We start from the raw sequence: 16,075 nt of genomic DNA, 5'->3' as shown, positions 1-16,075 counted from the left end.
CTAGCTTAATCCGCCGTTATCCGCGTCATCCGTTAAATCCGTGTGCGACGCCGTTAGCGGCCTCGATCCTTTCTGTCATAGCGGAGCTTCATCGCTATCAGCGAGATGTAGCAGCCGATGGAAAAGGTGTTGGCAAGGATCAGGGGAAGATCGCCGATAAAAGTGCCGTAGATGAGCCAGAGCAGCATGCCCAGGCTCAACATGACCAGCTGCCACATGGAGATGTCGCGCGCATGCCTGGTCCGGTAGGTCTTGTAGACCTGGGGAACGGCCGCCCCGCTGGTGAGAAGCCCGGCGCAAAGGCCGAGGGCGCCGACGAGAGTCATTCGCCCTTCTTCCCCTTGAACTCGGCGCAGGCCCAGTCGATCTGGGAGAGGAGCCCGCGCAGCGATGAGACCTCACGCTCGTCGAGCTCGGCCCGGGAGAAAACGCGCCGCAAGGTCCGCATCATGTGGTCTGGGTTTTGCGGGTTGAGATAGCCTATCCGCAAAAAGGAGCGCTCCATGTGCTGGTACAAAGGCTCAAGCGAGGCCGAACCCGCAACTTCACGGGCCTGCTTGACCGGCGCAAGGGCCACGCCCTTGAGAAACTCGTAGCAGAAGATGAGGACGGCCTGGGAAAGATTCAAGGAGCCGAATTCGTCTGCGGTCTCTATGGTCGATTGCCAGCGGCAAAGGGCGACCTCGTCGGTGGTAAGGCCGCTGTCCTCGCGCCCGAAAACGAGCGCCAGACGGCTTGAAGGGGCGCAAGTGGAGAAGCGCTCCACGATCTCGGCCGGGGTGGAGATCTCGTTCCGGTATTTGCCATGGCGCCTGGTGGTGGCGACCGAGAACTCGCAGTCGGCGATGGCGTCTTCCAGCGAGGTGAAGATCCGGGCGGAATCGAGTATGTTCCGGGCGGACACGGCGAACTTGATTGCGTCCAGGTGATCTACCTGGCACGGGTTTACCAGGCGCAGGTCCGAGAGCCCCATGTTCTTCATCGCCCTGCAGACCATACCTATGTTGCCAGGACTCTGGGTCCCTACCAAAACGACGGATACTCTTTGCTTCAAATCCATGCACTACCTTTATCTTCGGGAAATTATCGGAACTGGGGCATTAGACCACAACAGGGCAGGGTTTTCAACTGCTGAGTCGGAAGCACTAAACCATTGGCAACGGAGAAAATGCTAGAACTTCAACGCTTCCTGTCGTACCCGGCCGTGCGCTTCGCGGCTATGGGGATAGGTTATGCCGTGCCTTCATCCTTCTCAGCCTGGCCCTGGCCGGGCGCTTGCGCCACCAGTGGATCACGAAATGGCTGATCCAGAAGCAAAAGACGATGGAACCCAGGGCAAGAAGCAGGTACGGCTCGTAGCGCCCCACGTCTTCGATGAAGAGCGCAGCGCCTTTGCCGAAAAGGTACCCGGCCATGGAGAAGACGACGGACCAACTGAGGGCGGATGCCAGGTTCAAGTACAGAAAGTAACGTGAGGGAAACGGCGTCATGCCGAGTATGATGGGAAGCACGATCCTGAAGCCGTAGGTGTAGCGGGAGATGAAGGCAACGAAGGCGCCGTAGCGCTCGATCAGCTTCAGGGCCTTTCTGAACTTCCTGGCTATGGAGGTAAAGAACTTGAGGAGGAAGGGGCCCTTGCGACGTCCGACATGGAAGTAGAACTGATCGCCCAGGAAAGAACCCGCCAAAGCAGATAGCATGACCAGGTAGATGTTCAGGTACCCCCCGAAGGCGAGGAACCCGGCGAAGATGAGGATCGCCTCTCCTTCGAGAAAGGTCCCCAGAAACAGCACCCAGTACCCATGCACCTGCAGGTATTCCTTGAAAAATTCCTGCACCGCCGCTCCGGTGTCACAGTGAGATGAAAGCAGCCCGCACCAAAGGCGCAGTTTCAGAGTAAGCAAAACCAGCGCCCGGGTCAGTCGCTCCCTTTCGAATATCTCACTTCCGGTAGACCGGGTTCGCTCCCCTCACCTCGACTGCAGGGCCGTCCTCAAGCTCTTCCAGGTGGCCGCTGTCGTCCTCGTACTCGTTCTCGCCGACGGCCCAGGCGTAGAACTTCTGCGAGTCGATGAGCACCGGCTTTTCCGGGATGCCGTAGACCCGGTTCTGCATCCCCTCGTCGAAGAGGCCGACGCAGCCATGGGAGGCGGGCTTGCCGGGAAGGTCCCTGGCATGGATCCAGTAGGAGACGTTGTCGGGACCGATGTGGAAGCGCATGGCGTTGTCCATCGGGTACTGCGCCGAGCCATCTTCGGTCTGGTAGAGCGAGGAGGTGTGCTGCCTGTCGCGGGCGTCGATGCGGTAGAGCCCCACCGGGGTCTCATGCCCGGCAGCGCCTGTTGCGGCGGGAGCGGAGAACTTTAACTTCCCGTTCTCGTAGGCCCCCATCCACTGCTCGGTGAGGTCAATGAGGATGTATTTACCGTAGCGCTTGGCCTCCGGGTATTCGGCGGGAAGCGGGCAGTAGTTTTTGGCGGCGGCCAAGTCCTTGGGGACCTTTATTGTCATGCCGGGGTAGACGTGGCGGCGGTCGATCCTGTTGAAGCGCGCGACCGTGGGCCAGTCGGCACCGAAGAGCGATTCAAGGGTGTCGTTGGGCTTTACGAAGTGTCCGGTCCAGGGGACCGTGGCGAGGCTCGGGTATTCTACGCGGGTTAAGTCTTCCTTGGCCGGGTCGTCGGGGTTGGCGGAGGGTTCGGAGGTAGCCAAGGGATTGTAGACTACGATGGAAAAAGCTACGGCTACGAAAAGGAAAAACAGTATCTTACGAAACATCTCGAAAACTCCCGACCAGAAACGACTAATGGGGCGTACGCCCCATTTCGCCTTCTAATTAACATCATTGCGTCTCAGGGTCAAGAAAAAGAGCGAGCGGCCATGACCTCTTCGACGGCGCTGTAGGGATCGGTGCTCCTGTCGCGCATGCCGTCCAGGATCTGCTGGTACTTCCCGTTCTCCTTTATCGCGCCGAAGACCGACTCGAAGAGCTCCTCGCGCAGCGTGTCCGCGAAGATCTTGGCGTTTCTTTCCTCGATCAGGCGCTGCAGGTGGCCGGACTCCTTCAGGTAGGTGCGGTGCGCCTCGAACTCTTCCACCAGCTCGTCGATGCCGAGCCCCTTCGCCGCTTCGGTCTTGATCACGTGCGGCATCCAGTCCCCGGGCTCCGGGTGTTTCATCTCGAGCATCGCGGTCAGCTCGCGCGCGGTCCGATCGGCGCCGTCCCGGTCCGCCTTGTTGACCACGAAGACGTCGCCGATCTCCAGGATCCCCGCCTTGATCGCCTGGATGTCGTCTCCCAGGCCGGGGACCATCACCACCACCGTGGTATGCGCGGTGGAAACGATGTCTACCTCGTCCTGCCCTACCCCGACCGTTTCCACCACGATGACGTCGAGCCCCATCGCGTCCATCACATTGAGGACGTCCATGGTCGAGCGGGAGAGCCCGCCAAGAGCGCCGCGGGTGGCGAGACTCCTGATGAAGACCCCTGCGTCGTCCGCGTGGCGGTTCATCCTGATGCGGTCGCCCAGAATGGCGCCGCCGGAAAAGGGGCTCGTGGGGTCGATCGCCACCACGCCCACCAGGAGGTCCTTCTTGCGGTAGGCCGCCACCACCTGATCCACCAGGGTGGACTTGCCTGCACCCGGCGGGCCCGTGATGCCGATGATGTAGGCGTTTCCGGTATGGGGGTAGAGGATCTTCAGCTCGTCGACGGCGCTTTTAAAGCGGTCGTCGATATCCCGCATCAGGCGCGCCGCGGCGCGTATTTCGCCATCCAGCACACGTTCGGCAAGGCTCATGTTTCAACTCCAGAAAATCAAGAATTTCGGGAGCACCTGTAGCAGTCGCGGCAGGGGCTCTCCGGGCTTCTACGCGGGTGCGCCGCGAACTGCCAGCAGGCAAGGACGCGGCGCAGGTGACGCAGAAAGGAAAAACGGGGGACGGGCTCAGGCGTGCGGGGTGACGTTCTCGCGCATCCAGGCCACGATGGTCTCGGTCGAGGTGCCGGGGGTGAAGACCTCTGCGATGCCGGCGGCTTTCAGGCCGGGGATGTCGTCTTCAGGGATGACGCCGCCTGCCATAAGGACGATGTCGCCCGCACCCTTCTCCTTCATGATCTCCTTCACCGCTGGGAGGAGCGTGTTGTGCGCGCCGGAAAGGATGGAGAGCGCAACGCAGTCGACGTCCTCCTGGATCGCGGCGGAAACGATCTGCTCGGGGGTCTGGTGCAGCCCCGTGTAGATGACCTCGAAACCTGCGTCGCGGAAAGCGCGGGCGATGATCTTGGCTCCCCTGTCATGGCCGTCCAGACCCGGCTTGCCTACCAGCACACGTATTCTTCTTTCAGCCATGGCACACCTCCAAAAAGCAAATTGAAATATAAACCAACCAAGCTCGTTAAAGCGTCGCTATTTCTCTATTCCCACCCGCGCCGGGACCCCAGCCTTGTAGTAGTGCTTGATCTCCCGCATCTCGGTGACCAGGTCGGCCGCCTCGATCACGCTTTCGGGCGCGTTTCTGCCGGTCAGCACCAACTCGACATGGTGCGGCTTCTTGCGCATCAGATCGAGCACCCCCTCGACGGGGACGAGCCCCATGGAAACCGCGCCGTTGATCTCGTCGAGGATCACCAGGTCGTACTCGCCCCCCTGGACGGTCTTCGCGGCAAGTTCAAGCGCCTCGGCCGCCAGCTGCTTGTCAGCTTCGTGGGGGTTGTCCTTTTTCACCCAGCCGGGACGCCCGGTCTGGATAATGGTGAGAAAGGGGGCCAGGCGCTCGGCAGCCATCTGCTCGCCGTAAGGCCCCCCGCCCTTCATGAACTGGATCATGCAGACCTTAAGCTCGCGCCCGGTAGCGCGCAGCGCAAGACCCAGGGAAGCGGTGGTCTTCCCCTTGCCGTTGCCGGTATACACCTGAATAAGACCCTGTTCCAGTTTCACATGCACACCTTTGATAAAAATAGCCCACGGACGGCGCCGGCAGAAAATTGGTTCAGTTTACGGCAACGGCACGGATGCCGCGTACGCCGCCCCGCAGCGGGGGTCAGAACTGCCGCAATATAGCAACAGCAAAAGGAGCGTGTCAAGGCGAAAGAGCCTGATTAAAACAATGTTTAAGGATCGTAAAACAAAGAGCGTGAGAGAGCGCGACTTTCTTCTTGTGCTATGAGAGCAAAGGAAAGAGGATCACTCTTTTCCTGGACATGGTCCAGAATGAAAGAAGGGAAGCGTTCGTCGCTATTTATCTTTCTGGTTCAGGGAGATGAAGAAACTGTACCAGTGCAGGCGGAGCAGCGAACTTAGTAGAGGCAAGTTAAGAGTTCCGGGACACGGACAATGAAGGCTTGACACGGCGAAATCGATCTGATATTTAATCGGGACACATGGGCGATTAGCTCAGCGGGAGAGCACTGCCTTCACACAACTGTCTACAACGCCTGTAATACATAGTTATTACGGGCTTTTTCATTTTGTTACTTAAAACGTAGCTGGTAACGTAAAAAGCAGCTTGAATTCCTATGGCCAACAGCGTACTGTATATAAGTAGCTGCTTTTGTGGGAGATAATACATGGACACGGCCAGAGGAAAACGTAAAAACAACAAATTGGCTGAAAAGCCCAAACTCCCAACCGGCCTCTATTGGCGGAAAGACTCCAGGTATATCTGGATGACCATAACTAATGAGGACGGCAAGCGCGTCCAATTCTCTACGAAATGCTCAAATAAAAAGGACGCACTTAAGGTTTACGAATCGTCCCAAAAAGCAATCCTTGAAGAAAAATTTGGTCTAAGGAAAACGGACCGCTCAGAGGTCGTATATTTCAAGGAACTTACCGCAAAATACAAGGAGTATGCTGAAGGTCGGTACGAGGATTATGATCGATTACGTAAGTATATATATACGCAGCTTGAAGCAGCGTTCGGTGAAAAGAAGTTAAAAGATATAAAACTGTCCGATCTAGAAATGTTCCAGAGTTCTTGTCGAAAGAGGGGACTGAAAAATTCAACTATCGAAAAAAAAATCAATGTTTTTATGCATATGTTACGAAAAGCCGTTGATTGGGAGTTTTTGGACAACAACACCCTTATCAAGTTAAGAAAGCTCGATCGATATGAAGATGACTCAGCTCGCCTTAGATTTATCTCAGTGGCTGAAGCCGAAAAGTTGATCCAAAATTGCGATCTGCACCTTCAACCTATTGTAATCACAGCGCTATGTACGGGAATGCGTAAGCGAGAGATTTTGAACCTCTGCTGGTCCCCACACATGATTACCATGAAATATGGTAAAACGAAGCGTCTGCCATACGTAGACCTTGAACAGGGCTTTATTTTTGTTGAGACCCAGAGCTCCAAGAATAAACGAATGAGACAAATCCCGATCAGTGAAAAGCTGTGGCGAATTCTCAGCAACATGGTCCAGGTTGAAGGCATACCATACTTATTTTTCAATAGATTAACGGGAGCTCCTTACAAAAATGTTCCCCGATCATTCACCGCAGCGGTGGCCCGAACGAAACTCGTTGATTTCAGATTCCATGATCTTCGACACACCTTCGCCAGTCAACTTGTTATCCACGGGGTGGATCTCAATAGGGTTCGCGAACTTTTGGGTCATGCTGACATGAAAATGACTATGAGGTATGCTCACCTCGCTCCAAACAATCTGAGAGGCCCTGTGGATTGGCTTGGTTCACAATTCAAAAATCTCAACCGCCATGAACTTCCCCACCGGGCCGAACGACCAGAAGTCCCTGCATACGCGTTAATTCAGGTTGATCCTTCTCTGGAAACAAGGAAATCGGAGGCTACTATGAGGAGAAGTTTTGACATCCCATATCTTGATTATGAGGTACCTGGTGATACCGAAGTTGACCAGACTAAAGAGTAACATCTCGGAGAATCTGGCTCTAGAGCGCGATGCATTTGGACCGTTCAACTTGCAAAATGGATTTATGCTTGACTCGGTTCTATTACTTCTGGTAGTCTGCTACGAGTTTGTTAGGGCGCGTAGCTCAGTGGGAGAGCATTGCCTTCACACGGCAAGGGTCGCAGGTTCAATCCCTGCCGCGCCCACCAACACCACTAAAAAGGCTAAGACATACGTCTTAGCCTTTTTCAATTCAATGCCATCTTTCCATCGCCCACACTCTCACTTCCCCTGACCAACCGCTGAATGACCATTTCCCTGAGGATACTTGGACCATTTCGATTCAGCTATCTAAATAGAGTCCTGTCTCCAGCCACACCTCTCTGCCTCATATCGCCTACCTTTGTTGCTAGAATGACTCACTAAAAAATTCGGCTCTTCGAATTTCGGTGTGGAAACTCAATGGGTGACAAAATCATCCAAACAAAAATATAGTGTGGATTTTTTTGCGATCACTGACATCCTATCCTTGATCCTCGCTCAATCATCTTGTCGCCAACTGCGTCATCTTCCACGACACCTTCTCGATCAGCCGTATCATTCACGAACTTCAACAAGGCCTACCCACTCGACCCCGCCTAGGATGTTGAAATCAGTCCGTATCCTACCCAGCACATCAACGCGATTCGGACGATACGATCTAGTCCTGTAAAGACATCACCCGAAGTGGTTTCCAATTTTTAGAGGCGTAAAGTGATCGGGATAATGATAAGCTATTTTTCATTGACCACTGCCTAAAACCGTTATAAATTCAGCTTGCTGAGGATGTCACGGGATGTTGTACAGAAAACCGCCCAACAAGCCAGTTGGAACATTTATCCCGATAAATAAGCCTTTCAATACGATAATCTATCCAAATGACTTCGTTTGGGTCATCTTTGCAGAACGGGATTTTGTCGAACTTGTAAGGATCCGGTAGAATAACCGATTTAGGACGATCAGCGGTTCACGCGCGCGTGAACCGCTCAATAAGTAGTTAGATCATGAAATAAATAATCAAAATTGAGGTGGATTTTATGGGCAAAAAAATTGCGATTTTGATAGGGGTGTCCAAGTATGACCATGAGGTCGCATTGCCACCTTGTGAAAATGATCTCCGAATGGTTACGGATATTATCAAAGGCGCCAGTAAATACGATGATTATATCGTGATTGGGAATAGCCCAAAAGGTAGCGATGCTAAAAGTGACATAGCTACCTTTATTAGGAAATATCAAAGTCAAAAAATTGAAGAGGTATTTTTTTATTATACAGGACACGGAACGAGATATTCCGGTGATTTTCTTTTCGTATTTTCTGATTTCGTTAAAGACAAAATTGAACAGACCTCTCTGCGGAACAGTGAGTTAGATTCAATGCTCAAATCATTATCACCAGCTCTAGCCATTAAAGTAGTAGACGCTTGTCAGGCAGGAACAGAATATATTAAGTCTGTTGGAGACTTAGAGGATATATTTAAGAAATCTGCTACATCAAATTTTGATAAGACATATTTTTTCTTCTCATGCACGTCGTCAGAAAACTCCGTTGCTGTAAAAGATTACAGCCTATTTACAAAAAGCTTTGCAGACGCAATTGTTTCCTATTCTGGGAAGACGGTTCGATATCGTGATTTAATGGCCTTCATATCCGATGACAAGGCAGTCACATCCCGACAAACTCCACTGTTTATTCAACAAGCACATAACATAGAGGTTTTTTGTGAAGTTTCTGATGATTTGATAAAGGCAATAAAAGGTTCAGATGAGAATCAAGAAACAAAGCAACAAAACAATGAGGCTGGCCAGTTGCCAGCTCAATCATTTGAAACTAGGTTAGTAGAAACAATTAAAACAAAAGCAATTGAGTTTTGCAGCGAGCAAGAAGCTCAAATGTCCTTATCAGGTATGGTTGATACTGTCACAGCTCACGATTTTGGTGACCTATTAAAGCAGTTATATGATGTCAATATTGAAATAAAGAAAAGCTATAATGACATTACTGGTATAAAAGCAATCGGCAGTTGGCTGTCTGAAGAGAAAGAGCCATACTTTGCAAAAGTGACATATACAGAGGAGGAGTACGAAGCAAAGGAAAGGGTTGAAATACAAGATGATTATTCTGATATATACGCAGCAATTTCTGTATCAAGAATGTTCGGGAGACAAAAGAAATATGAGTACAAAACGGTTACAAAGTACAGAGATGTTGTTGATGGTCTCCAATTAACGGCACCTGCTCCATGCAACGCAATAGAAATAAATCTCGTGCCAAAAGAACAAAATATATCATGGTATAAGGCGTTTATTGTTTTTGTATTTTCGAAATCAAAATTGGCAATATTCTATAAGTATGAAAAAGAAAATGAGGTTAGTTGGAACCAAAGAGAAACTCTCGACGGGCAACAATGGAAAACAATTCATTGTAATCTGAAGAATACTGTCAATGTGAAAGCTGCCGTCGTTTCAATTATGAATAATATAAGCGAGAGTATTATATCTGAACTGTCATCAACATTTGATGTAAGTCAGTGATCTAACCATCGGCGGCAGCGGTGAACCCGCTGCGCCTCATAACCGTTATGTCACGGAAACCTGAACTATTTGGAGTCTGACTTTTCTGATGGTGTGAGGTATGTATGACACGAAGCCAGCATCTTCGACGAGTAGCGATTCTCTGCTGTCACTGTCTTCGAAATTTAGCTTTTTACAAAGCTGGATGGGATAACGGGAAATCCAAATTTAAAGGCCAGTTTTGGGTGAACGCAAATGGCAATTTCATTGACATCGCCGTTCTTGAGTGGTGCAAGTTGTTCGCTGATACCCGTGGGAAGCATTTTTGGCGTAAGGTCATCTCAGATGATGTGACTTTTGAGAGAGACTTATTGGTGGAACTCGGACTGACGGAGACAGAATTTGATGACTATGTAAATCAGATGCGGACCTACCGCGACAAATTTATTGCTCATCTCGATTCCGAAGAAGTAATGCACATTCCTCTCATTCAAACCGCAGTGAACAGCACCGTGTACTTGTATGATTACCTTTTGAAGAATGAAGAAACTGGCGGTTGTTTCGCTGACACTCAAAAAGGTGGTTTGCGGTTCTATGAGAATTTCCTTGACGAAGGGACTGCCGCTTACGAGAAAAACAGGACATAACCAGGCCGGTGGAGCGGTGAAACCCGCTCACCGCCCACGCCGTTATGCATGGAATTGCATGGAGGACTCAAAAATGAAATCAACCTCGAAACTGTGTCTTGTCTTACTTGCTGTACTCATGCTTTTCGGCTGTGCTGGCGCTCCAATAAATATCGATAGAGTCGGGCAGAACCCAGGCATGCAACTCAACACCAGTATTGGCGAAATATTTTTCGAAAGAGAAGTAATGACTGGAGAGGATAATCACTTCGGCTCAGTATTTTATGGAGATGCCCAACGGGTTGAATTGGTAGTAAGATCAGCAACTAAAGATAAGCTGGTTCTAGATTATTCAGAATATATGAAGCCGGTCGCAGGTCCTTACGGCGGATACAGAAAAGATGGTGCATGGCTGAAAAAGCCTGCCTTTGGCAAAGCCTTAGAGTTCGATCTCAAAGAATCCAAGACAGTTTTTTTTCAAAAATATGAGTTCGAAATCATCGATGTAAAGAGTGGGCGAATTAGTTATAAGCGCATTAACTGATATAGAAAGCATAACCACGTCCTTGGACGCCGACTGCCCTAAAAAGCTGTGCTGGCAGTTTTACGCCCAGCTCTTTGGTTTGTTTTTTTAATCTAAGGCTAAACAATTGGGATCACAATGGAATTCGCGAAGTCACTTACGCTCTGCCTGTGGAAAACCCACTCGGAGCTGAACGTAGTAGAAACGTAGTAGAAATTAGGGCACAAACGCCCCAATTCTCCACATCCGAGGGCCAATTTCGTGCGAAACACCTCCCTTAACTTCCTGTAAATAGACGATTTTCCTCTAAACTCGGAGGAAGCTTGCTGCCTTCACACGGCAGGGGTCACTGGTTCGAACCCAGTATCGCCCACCATGCAAAAAACCTCTGTAAAAACAATAGCTTAAATAAGATGAGCCATGCTTGCACCCCCTTCTGTCACACAGGAGAATGCGATCATGGCTTCTTTTTTGCGCATCAGAAACGGTAACTTCTACCTTCGAATGAGGGTTCCCGCCGACCTCCGAAAGACCTTCCCGGACACGGAGATCTTGAAGTCACTTCGCACGAAAGATCCCAAGACAGCACGGTTGTCCGCATCGTGTTTGCGCCCACGTTTCCTCGAAGTCTTCACCCTGACCCGTTGCGGGTTCATAACTGATGATCAGGCCCGGAACCGAATCGCGGAGATGCTCAACCGGAAGCCGAAGGATGTTCTTTCAGCCCAAGCTGTTGAAGGACAACCTACCCCCTCCCCGTCCGCACCAAACTTGAAGAAAGTTATCGAACAATACTCCTCTGACCACAAATCTGCATGGACACCGAAGACCGCACTGGAGTATGAGAGCTACTTCAAGCTCCTCCTCGACATCATCGGCGACCAATCCGTTACAAAGATCACCCGAGACGTCGTCCGAGACGTGAGAGATACCCTGACCAAGCTGCCAGCTCATGTCTACAAGAAGCATCCCGGCATGACCATCCAGCAAGTGATCGCGCTACCGAACATCACCCCGATGAGCACCACGACTGTGAACAAGCTCCTCACCATCCTCGGCAGCTTGATGCGTCACTGCATCAAGGAGGGTTTCCGGCGCGACAACCCAACTGAAGGATTGAAAATACAAAAGACCCGCAGGGCCGACGAAGAGAGGAAAGCCTACACAAGGGAAGACATTAGGAAAATCATCTCGGTCCTCCCCTCCCCTGCGTCCAAACCCGAACGCTACTGGGGACCGCTGATCGGAGCATACAGCGGCATGCGGCTTGGCGAGATATGCGGCTTACATGTTGCCGACATCAAACAGGTTGACGGGGTGTGGTGTTTCGACGTCAACGAACTCGACGAGAAGCGCCTGAAGAATGCCTCCAGTACGAGGTTGGTGCCGATCCACCCTCGCCTGATCAACAAAGGGCTTCTGGAATTTGTGGAGACAGTGCGAAACGCTGGGAACATCAAACTCTGGCCAGATCTCGTCCGGCGGGACATAGATGGTTTCTGCCCCGCACTCGGAAATTGGTATTCACGGTTCAACCGCCAGTACGTAACCGATGATAAATTAAAAACTTTTCATAGTTTTCGTCATTCGGTAGCCAATGGATTGAAACAACTCGGAGTGCAAGAGGTGATGATCTCAGAGATACTAGGGCATGCAAATTCGTCAATAACATCTGGCAGATACGGAAAGCGTTACCAACCAAAGCTATTGCTGGAAGTCATCAGCATGCTTGATTATGAGGGAGATGAGAAAGCTGGGGGAGGATGGGAAACTACTGAACCATCGGCGAGTTCTGATCGCACGACCTCAAGCTGAAAGAACATCCTTCGGCTTCCGGTTGAGCATCTCCGCGATTCGGTTCCGGGCCTGATCATCAGTTATGAACCCGCAACGGGTCAGGGTGAAGACTTCGAGGAAACGTGGGCGCAAACACGATGCGGACAACCGTGCTGTCTTGGGATCTTTCGTGCGAAGTGACTTCAAGATCTCCGTGTCCGGGAAGGTCTTTCGGAGGTCGGCGGGAACCCTCATTCGAAGGTAGAAGTTACCGTTTCTGATGCGCAAAAAAGAAGCCATGATCGCATTCTCCTGTGTGACAGAAGGGGGTGCAAGCATGGCTCATCTTATTTAAGCTATTGTTTTTTACAGAGGTTTTTTGCATGGTGGGCGATACTGGGTTCTGTGATGGCTTCAAATCGGGGTTCAGCAACCATCTTTCAAACCAGCACACCAAACCACAACCGACTCGTAAGCCAGCTACTTCCCGAGTCTTTCCCCTGCAACAGTAGCCACAGCCTCTTCCAGCACCCTGCTTCGTCCTGATGTTCACACGACACGGTCGTGTGGTAGTTGATGTGGCAATATACCAGAGCATCGGAGCAGGTGTCCATCCCCCACGCCGTAACACTTCACTCCCAGAGCCACGTCAAACCTGCATCGAAACCTGCACCAGACGCTCATATTCCCGCTCTGGAGCCTTTGTTATTGGTCTACCTCCCGATACACCATCCAGCAACCAATCCACCAGCAGCAACTGAACTCCGCTTGTACCGACCTGACTAATTTAATAGACAGCAGTCCGAATCTGGATTAAAATGACTCTGTCGTCCGTGACGACTGTGTGTTTTATCTTTCTGTATTCTACAACTTTACTCCTGCCACATTACATCTCCACTCATTTCCAAATCTCCAATTCTATCTTGGATTAACAATCCAATCTCGATTCCATAAAAAACAATATGAAGCCGTATCAGCAATCAATAATTTAATTGGTGATTACCGGAACCCGTGATACGGTCAAATCAGGTTGAGCAACAGTCACTGGTGATGAAGGTTACAGTCGATGGTTGACCGCAGGTCAGAGTACCCTACCAAGTAGATCCTCTCGTAGCTCCAGTTACTACCCCTCACCACATAACCCCATGCGGGACATCTGGGCCGGTTTGCCATTCTCCGGTCGTTGCGGACGTGCGTCTTCAGCTCCCGTCAACCGATCAGGACAACTGCATCCAGAGTAACCGCTGGAAATCAAAGGAGAATACGCAAATGAAAGAAGAGCATCTGTCTGGAATTAGTTCCAAATGGGAAAAAATTGCAACGCAAAGGGAACGCAACGACGCACATGCCAGACGTGCAATGCTGGAGAGCATGTCGAAAAGTAGCTCACGAAGAACGCTAGGAAGTTTCTGTGGCTCAGGCTCCAACCAACCATCCAGCAACATCCACAGCAGGGGGGCGAGATGACACCAGAAGAACTCGACAACTCGATCCCGCTGAACACCAGCGAATTCTGGTACAGAGTCGATGCACCAGAGATCATCTCCACGATCTGGACAGTTGTCTACGGGGCCGACAAGTACCGACCGGACAGCAAACAGGCTAACCACATCAGGCTGCTTCTATCGAAATTGTACACCTGCCACATGAGCGGGTACGACTGTATCGGGTACTCAAGGTACGGGGTGAGCTACAGACTCAAAAACCCTAAGAATGTACTCCAGTTGAGCTTCCGAGTAACTACGGCCATCATAGATGCGCTTTACAGCGCAGGTTACATTGAAGACTGGAGAGGGTTCACCTACGCAGATAAGTCATCACGCATGAGAGCCAATGCGTCGCTGATCGCCTTGATCGAGGACGTACAGCGGCCAATCGCATTACCGCTCAACCACAGGATCCCCGACGACTCATTGTTCATCAAATTCAAAGACCATGAAAAGAATCGGATACCATTCGTTCACGACGAGTTCACCCTCGCGTGGAACCAGCAGTTAATCGACTACAACCGCCTTCTTGCCAGAAGTTCTCTTTCCCTTTCCTGCCCGATTCCCGAGAGGGTGAACTTCGACCGACGCATCGTAACCCGCACCTTCAACGACGAGAGTCTGCGGCTGGGAGGACGGTTCTACGGTGGCTGGTGGCTACGAATAGAAAGCAACTACCGCAAGCACATCCTGATCAACGGGGAGCCAACGGTGGAGATCGACTACAAGGGGATTCACGTATTCCTCGCCTACTTGATGGAGGGGATCGACTGTTTCAAGCTCTTCGACGGAGATCCATATGTTATCGACGCCCCCGATCTCGGGATGGAATGGCGGAAGGTAACGAAAGCCGTAACTCTGAAATGCCTGAATGCCAAGAGCAGAAAGGAGGCTGCTGCCAGCATCAACAGCGACATGAACCTGAAGGAGAAGGAGGGGAAGAAGAACAAGAAGAAAATCAAAAGACATCCGAAGTACAAGCCGAGCCAACTGGTTGATATGTGCATCGAGAAGCATCCTCTTATCAATCACTACTTCAATTCCGACTGCGGTAAGATGCTCCAGTTCTACGATTCGCACATCGCATCGCAGGTGATTCAACACTTCCTCGTTTCCGAAATTCCGATTCTCCCTGTCCACGACAGCTTCATCTGCCAGAGACGACATGCCGATAAACTCGATCAGGTGATGAAGAACGTTGTCGAAACGTCATACGGACTGGAACCGATCACGAAGTGGAACATGGTTTGCGAACAATCTGAGGATGTTGAATGAAGTTATTCAATACATAGAATACAAACCTAACCTTTCACATTACGCATCTCGTTTTCGTGATCCCTGCAACAGCCAGTAATTCCGACAACCTCAATTACATCAGGCCAATCTCAGAAGGCGATGCTCCTGCAAAAACGAGTTGCGTAATGTGAAAGGTTTATTTGTAGTGGTGTGTATAGATATACGAGAGCAACACCTTCGAAGCCAACCACCACCGTATCAATAGCCCGAGGTCGAGTGAGATCCTGTGACATCGGAAAAAAAACTACCACTAGGATTGTAATCCAAGTTTGGATTTGATACTATCACAACGTCTTAGATGCTAAAGATAGCATGGAAGGGGGTGCGATATGGCGGTGGTTGGATACGCGAGGGTTTCAACACACAATCAGAAACTGGATGCACAGCTCGATCAGCTCCATGGTGCTGGTGTCGAGAAGATCTTTGAAGAGAAAGCAAGTGGAGTCGATGCCAACCGGGAAGAGCTGGCGAAGATGTTGGACTGGGTTCGGGAAGGAGATACCGTCATCTGCTGCAAGTTGGACAGGATCGCCCGGAGTACCCAGCACCTTCTTGAGATCGTGGATCGCCTTGAGAAGAAGGGGGTTGCGTTCCGGGTGCTGAATATTAACCTCGACACCTCGACACCAACCGGGAAACTCATGCTAACCATGCTGGCTGGGATAGCCACTTTTGAACGTGACATGATGCTGGAGCGTCAGCGGGAGGGTATCGCCAAGGCGAAGGAGCGCGGTGCGTACAAAGGTCGGAAACCGACTGCTCGGATGAAAACAGAAGATGTCCTGCTTCTGGTCGCCGAGGGGAAGAAAAAAGTGGACGTGGCACGCGAGCTTGGCATCGGGATCGCTTCGGTGCATCGGATCATTGCGGCTGGGAGACGGGCGGTGGTGGGTGATATTGCAAAATATGATTCGAAATGTTAATTACGCGCATTGTCATTA

15 protein-coding genes and 1 tRNA gene are annotated in these 16,075 nt (G+C 51.0%); 8 read left to right on the top strand and 8 right to left on the bottom strand.

Annotated features, from left to right (window positions below):
• Positions 1-53: 53 nt before the first annotated feature.
• The 7 genes from GEOBRER4_RS07960 to cobO all read right to left on the bottom strand — a co-directional run bounded on the left by GEOBRER4_RS07960 (position 54) and on the right by cobO (position 4,943).
• The gene (locus GEOBRER4_RS07960) at positions 54-326 is read right to left on the bottom strand and encodes a SemiSWEET family sugar transporter (protein ID WP_185244944.1); all 273 of its coding nucleotides are present in this window, start codon (positions 324-326) and stop codon (positions 54-56) included.
• The gene (locus GEOBRER4_RS07955; RefSeq protein WP_185244943.1) at positions 323-1,060 is read right to left on the bottom strand and encodes an RNA methyltransferase; all 738 of its coding nucleotides are present in this window, start codon (positions 1,058-1,060) and stop codon (positions 323-325) included. The genes GEOBRER4_RS07960 and GEOBRER4_RS07955 overlap by 4 nt, the downstream gene beginning before the upstream one ends.
• A gap of 157 nt (positions 1,061-1,217) precedes the next feature.
• On the bottom strand, positions 1,218-1,838 hold the full coding sequence (locus GEOBRER4_RS07950) for a DedA family protein (protein WP_185244942.1): 621 nt from the start codon (positions 1,836-1,838) through the stop codon (positions 1,218-1,220).
• Between the two features lie 103 nt (positions 1,839-1,941).
• The gene (locus tag GEOBRER4_RS07945; RefSeq protein ID WP_085813085.1) at positions 1,942-2,778 is read right to left on the bottom strand and encodes a L,D-transpeptidase family protein; all 837 of its coding nucleotides are present in this window, start codon (positions 2,776-2,778) and stop codon (positions 1,942-1,944) included.
• An 80-nt stretch (positions 2,779-2,858) separates the two neighbouring features.
• Positions 2,859-3,803, bottom strand: a complete 945-nt coding sequence (gene meaB / locus GEOBRER4_RS07940; protein ID WP_085813086.1) for a methylmalonyl Co-A mutase-associated GTPase MeaB — start codon at positions 3,801-3,803, stop codon at positions 2,859-2,861.
• Positions 3,804-3,950: 147 nt separating this feature from the next.
• Positions 3,951-4,355 carry a cobalamin B12-binding domain-containing protein gene (locus tag GEOBRER4_RS07935; protein WP_085813087.1) on the bottom strand — a complete coding sequence of 135 codons (405 nt, stop codon included), beginning with the start codon at positions 4,353-4,355 and terminating at the stop codon, positions 3,951-3,953.
• Between the two features lie 57 nt (positions 4,356-4,412).
• Positions 4,413-4,943, bottom strand: a complete 531-nt coding sequence (cobO, locus tag GEOBRER4_RS07930) for a cob(I)yrinic acid a,c-diamide adenosyltransferase (protein WP_185244941.1) — start codon at positions 4,941-4,943, stop codon at positions 4,413-4,415.
• 629 nt (positions 4,944-5,572) lie between these two features.
• Between cobO and GEOBRER4_RS07925 the strand changes: the two genes are divergently transcribed.
• From GEOBRER4_RS07925 to GEOBRER4_RS07900, 6 genes are all read left to right on the top strand, one after another.
• A complete protein-coding gene (locus GEOBRER4_RS07925; RefSeq protein ID WP_185244940.1) occupies positions 5,573-6,895 on the top strand; it encodes a tyrosine-type recombinase/integrase in 1,323 nt (440 codons plus the stop codon).
• Positions 6,896-7,008: 113 nt separating this feature from the next.
• Positions 7,009-7,083 (top strand) — tRNA-Val (locus GEOBRER4_RS07920).
• An 867-nt stretch (positions 7,084-7,950) separates the two neighbouring features.
• On the top strand, positions 7,951-9,447 hold the full coding sequence (locus tag GEOBRER4_RS07915) for a caspase family protein (protein ID WP_185244939.1): 1,497 nt from the start codon (positions 7,951-7,953) through the stop codon (positions 9,445-9,447).
• 104 nt (positions 9,448-9,551) lie between these two features.
• Entirely contained in the window at positions 9,552-10,073 is a 522-nt protein-coding gene (locus GEOBRER4_RS07910; RefSeq protein WP_185244938.1) for a hypothetical protein, read from the top strand.
• 73 nt (positions 10,074-10,146) lie between these two features.
• Entirely contained in the window at positions 10,147-10,596 is a 450-nt protein-coding gene (locus GEOBRER4_RS07905) for a hypothetical protein (RefSeq protein ID WP_185244937.1), read from the top strand.
• A 438-nt stretch (positions 10,597-11,034) separates the two neighbouring features.
• Positions 11,035-12,390 carry a site-specific integrase gene (locus tag GEOBRER4_RS07900; RefSeq protein ID WP_185244936.1) on the top strand — a complete coding sequence of 452 codons (1,356 nt, stop codon included), beginning with the start codon at positions 11,035-11,037 and terminating at the stop codon, positions 12,388-12,390.
• On the opposite strand, the gene GEOBRER4_RS20275 is transcribed toward GEOBRER4_RS07900, so the two are convergent.
• Positions 12,382-12,651: a DUF6538 domain-containing protein gene (locus GEOBRER4_RS20275; protein WP_318842568.1), complete on the bottom strand. Its 270-nt coding sequence runs from the start codon at positions 12,649-12,651 to the stop codon at positions 12,382-12,384. The two genes, GEOBRER4_RS07900 and GEOBRER4_RS20275, sit on opposite strands and share 9 nt — an antisense overlap.
• Before the next feature lie 1,163 nt (positions 12,652-13,814).
• Between GEOBRER4_RS20275 and GEOBRER4_RS07895 the strand changes: the two genes are divergently transcribed.
• A complete protein-coding gene (locus GEOBRER4_RS07895; RefSeq protein WP_185244917.1) occupies positions 13,815-15,113 on the top strand; it encodes a hypothetical protein in 1,299 nt (432 codons plus the stop codon).
• 350 nt (positions 15,114-15,463) lie between these two features.
• Positions 15,464-16,057 carry a recombinase family protein gene (locus GEOBRER4_RS07890; RefSeq protein ID WP_185244935.1) on the top strand — a complete coding sequence of 198 codons (594 nt, stop codon included), beginning with the start codon at positions 15,464-15,466 and terminating at the stop codon, positions 16,055-16,057.
• Positions 16,058-16,075 lie beyond the last annotated feature (18 nt).

This window comes from Citrifermentans bremense, from assembly GCF_014218275.1.
GTDB lineage: Bacteria > Desulfobacterota > Desulfuromonadia > Geobacterales > Geobacteraceae > Geomonas > Geomonas pelophila.
Note: the sequence above shows the minus strand (reverse complement) of the source record. Positions and strands in the feature narration are given on the sequence as shown.

Coding starts and splice junctions, on each gene's coding strand:
- GEOBRER4_RS07895 (WP_185244917.1), top strand. CDS start 13,815: ATGACACCAGAAGAACTCGACAACTCGATCCCGCTGAACACCAGCGAA.
- GEOBRER4_RS07925 (WP_185244940.1), top strand. CDS start 5,573: ATGGACACGGCCAGAGGAAAACGTAAAAACAACAAATTGGCTGAAAAG.
- GEOBRER4_RS07955 (WP_185244943.1), bottom strand. CDS start 1,060: ATGGATTTGAAGCAAAGAGTATCCGTCGTTTTGGTAGGGACCCAGAGT.
- GEOBRER4_RS07960 (WP_185244944.1), bottom strand. CDS start 326: ATGACTCTCGTCGGCGCCCTCGGCCTTTGCGCCGGGCTTCTCACCAGC.
- GEOBRER4_RS07890 (WP_185244935.1), top strand. CDS start 15,464: ATGGCGGTGGTTGGATACGCGAGGGTTTCAACACACAATCAGAAACTG.
- GEOBRER4_RS07915 (WP_185244939.1), top strand. CDS start 7,951: ATGGGCAAAAAAATTGCGATTTTGATAGGGGTGTCCAAGTATGACCAT.
- GEOBRER4_RS07935 (WP_085813087.1), bottom strand. CDS start 4,355: ATGGCTGAAAGAAGAATACGTGTGCTGGTAGGCAAGCCGGGTCTGGAC.
- GEOBRER4_RS07900 (WP_185244936.1), top strand. CDS start 11,035: ATGGCTTCTTTTTTGCGCATCAGAAACGGTAACTTCTACCTTCGAATG.
- GEOBRER4_RS20275 (WP_318842568.1), bottom strand. CDS start 12,651: ATGGCTTCTTTTTTGCGCATCAGAAACGGTAACTTCTACCTTCGAATG.
- GEOBRER4_RS07910 (WP_185244938.1), top strand. CDS start 9,552: ATGACACGAAGCCAGCATCTTCGACGAGTAGCGATTCTCTGCTGTCAC.
- GEOBRER4_RS07905 (WP_185244937.1), top strand. CDS start 10,147: ATGAAATCAACCTCGAAACTGTGTCTTGTCTTACTTGCTGTACTCATG.
- meaB (WP_085813086.1), bottom strand. CDS start 3,803: ATGAGCCTTGCCGAACGTGTGCTGGATGGCGAAATACGCGCCGCGGCG.
- GEOBRER4_RS07945 (WP_085813085.1), bottom strand. CDS start 2,778: ATGTTTCGTAAGATACTGTTTTTCCTTTTCGTAGCCGTAGCTTTTTCC.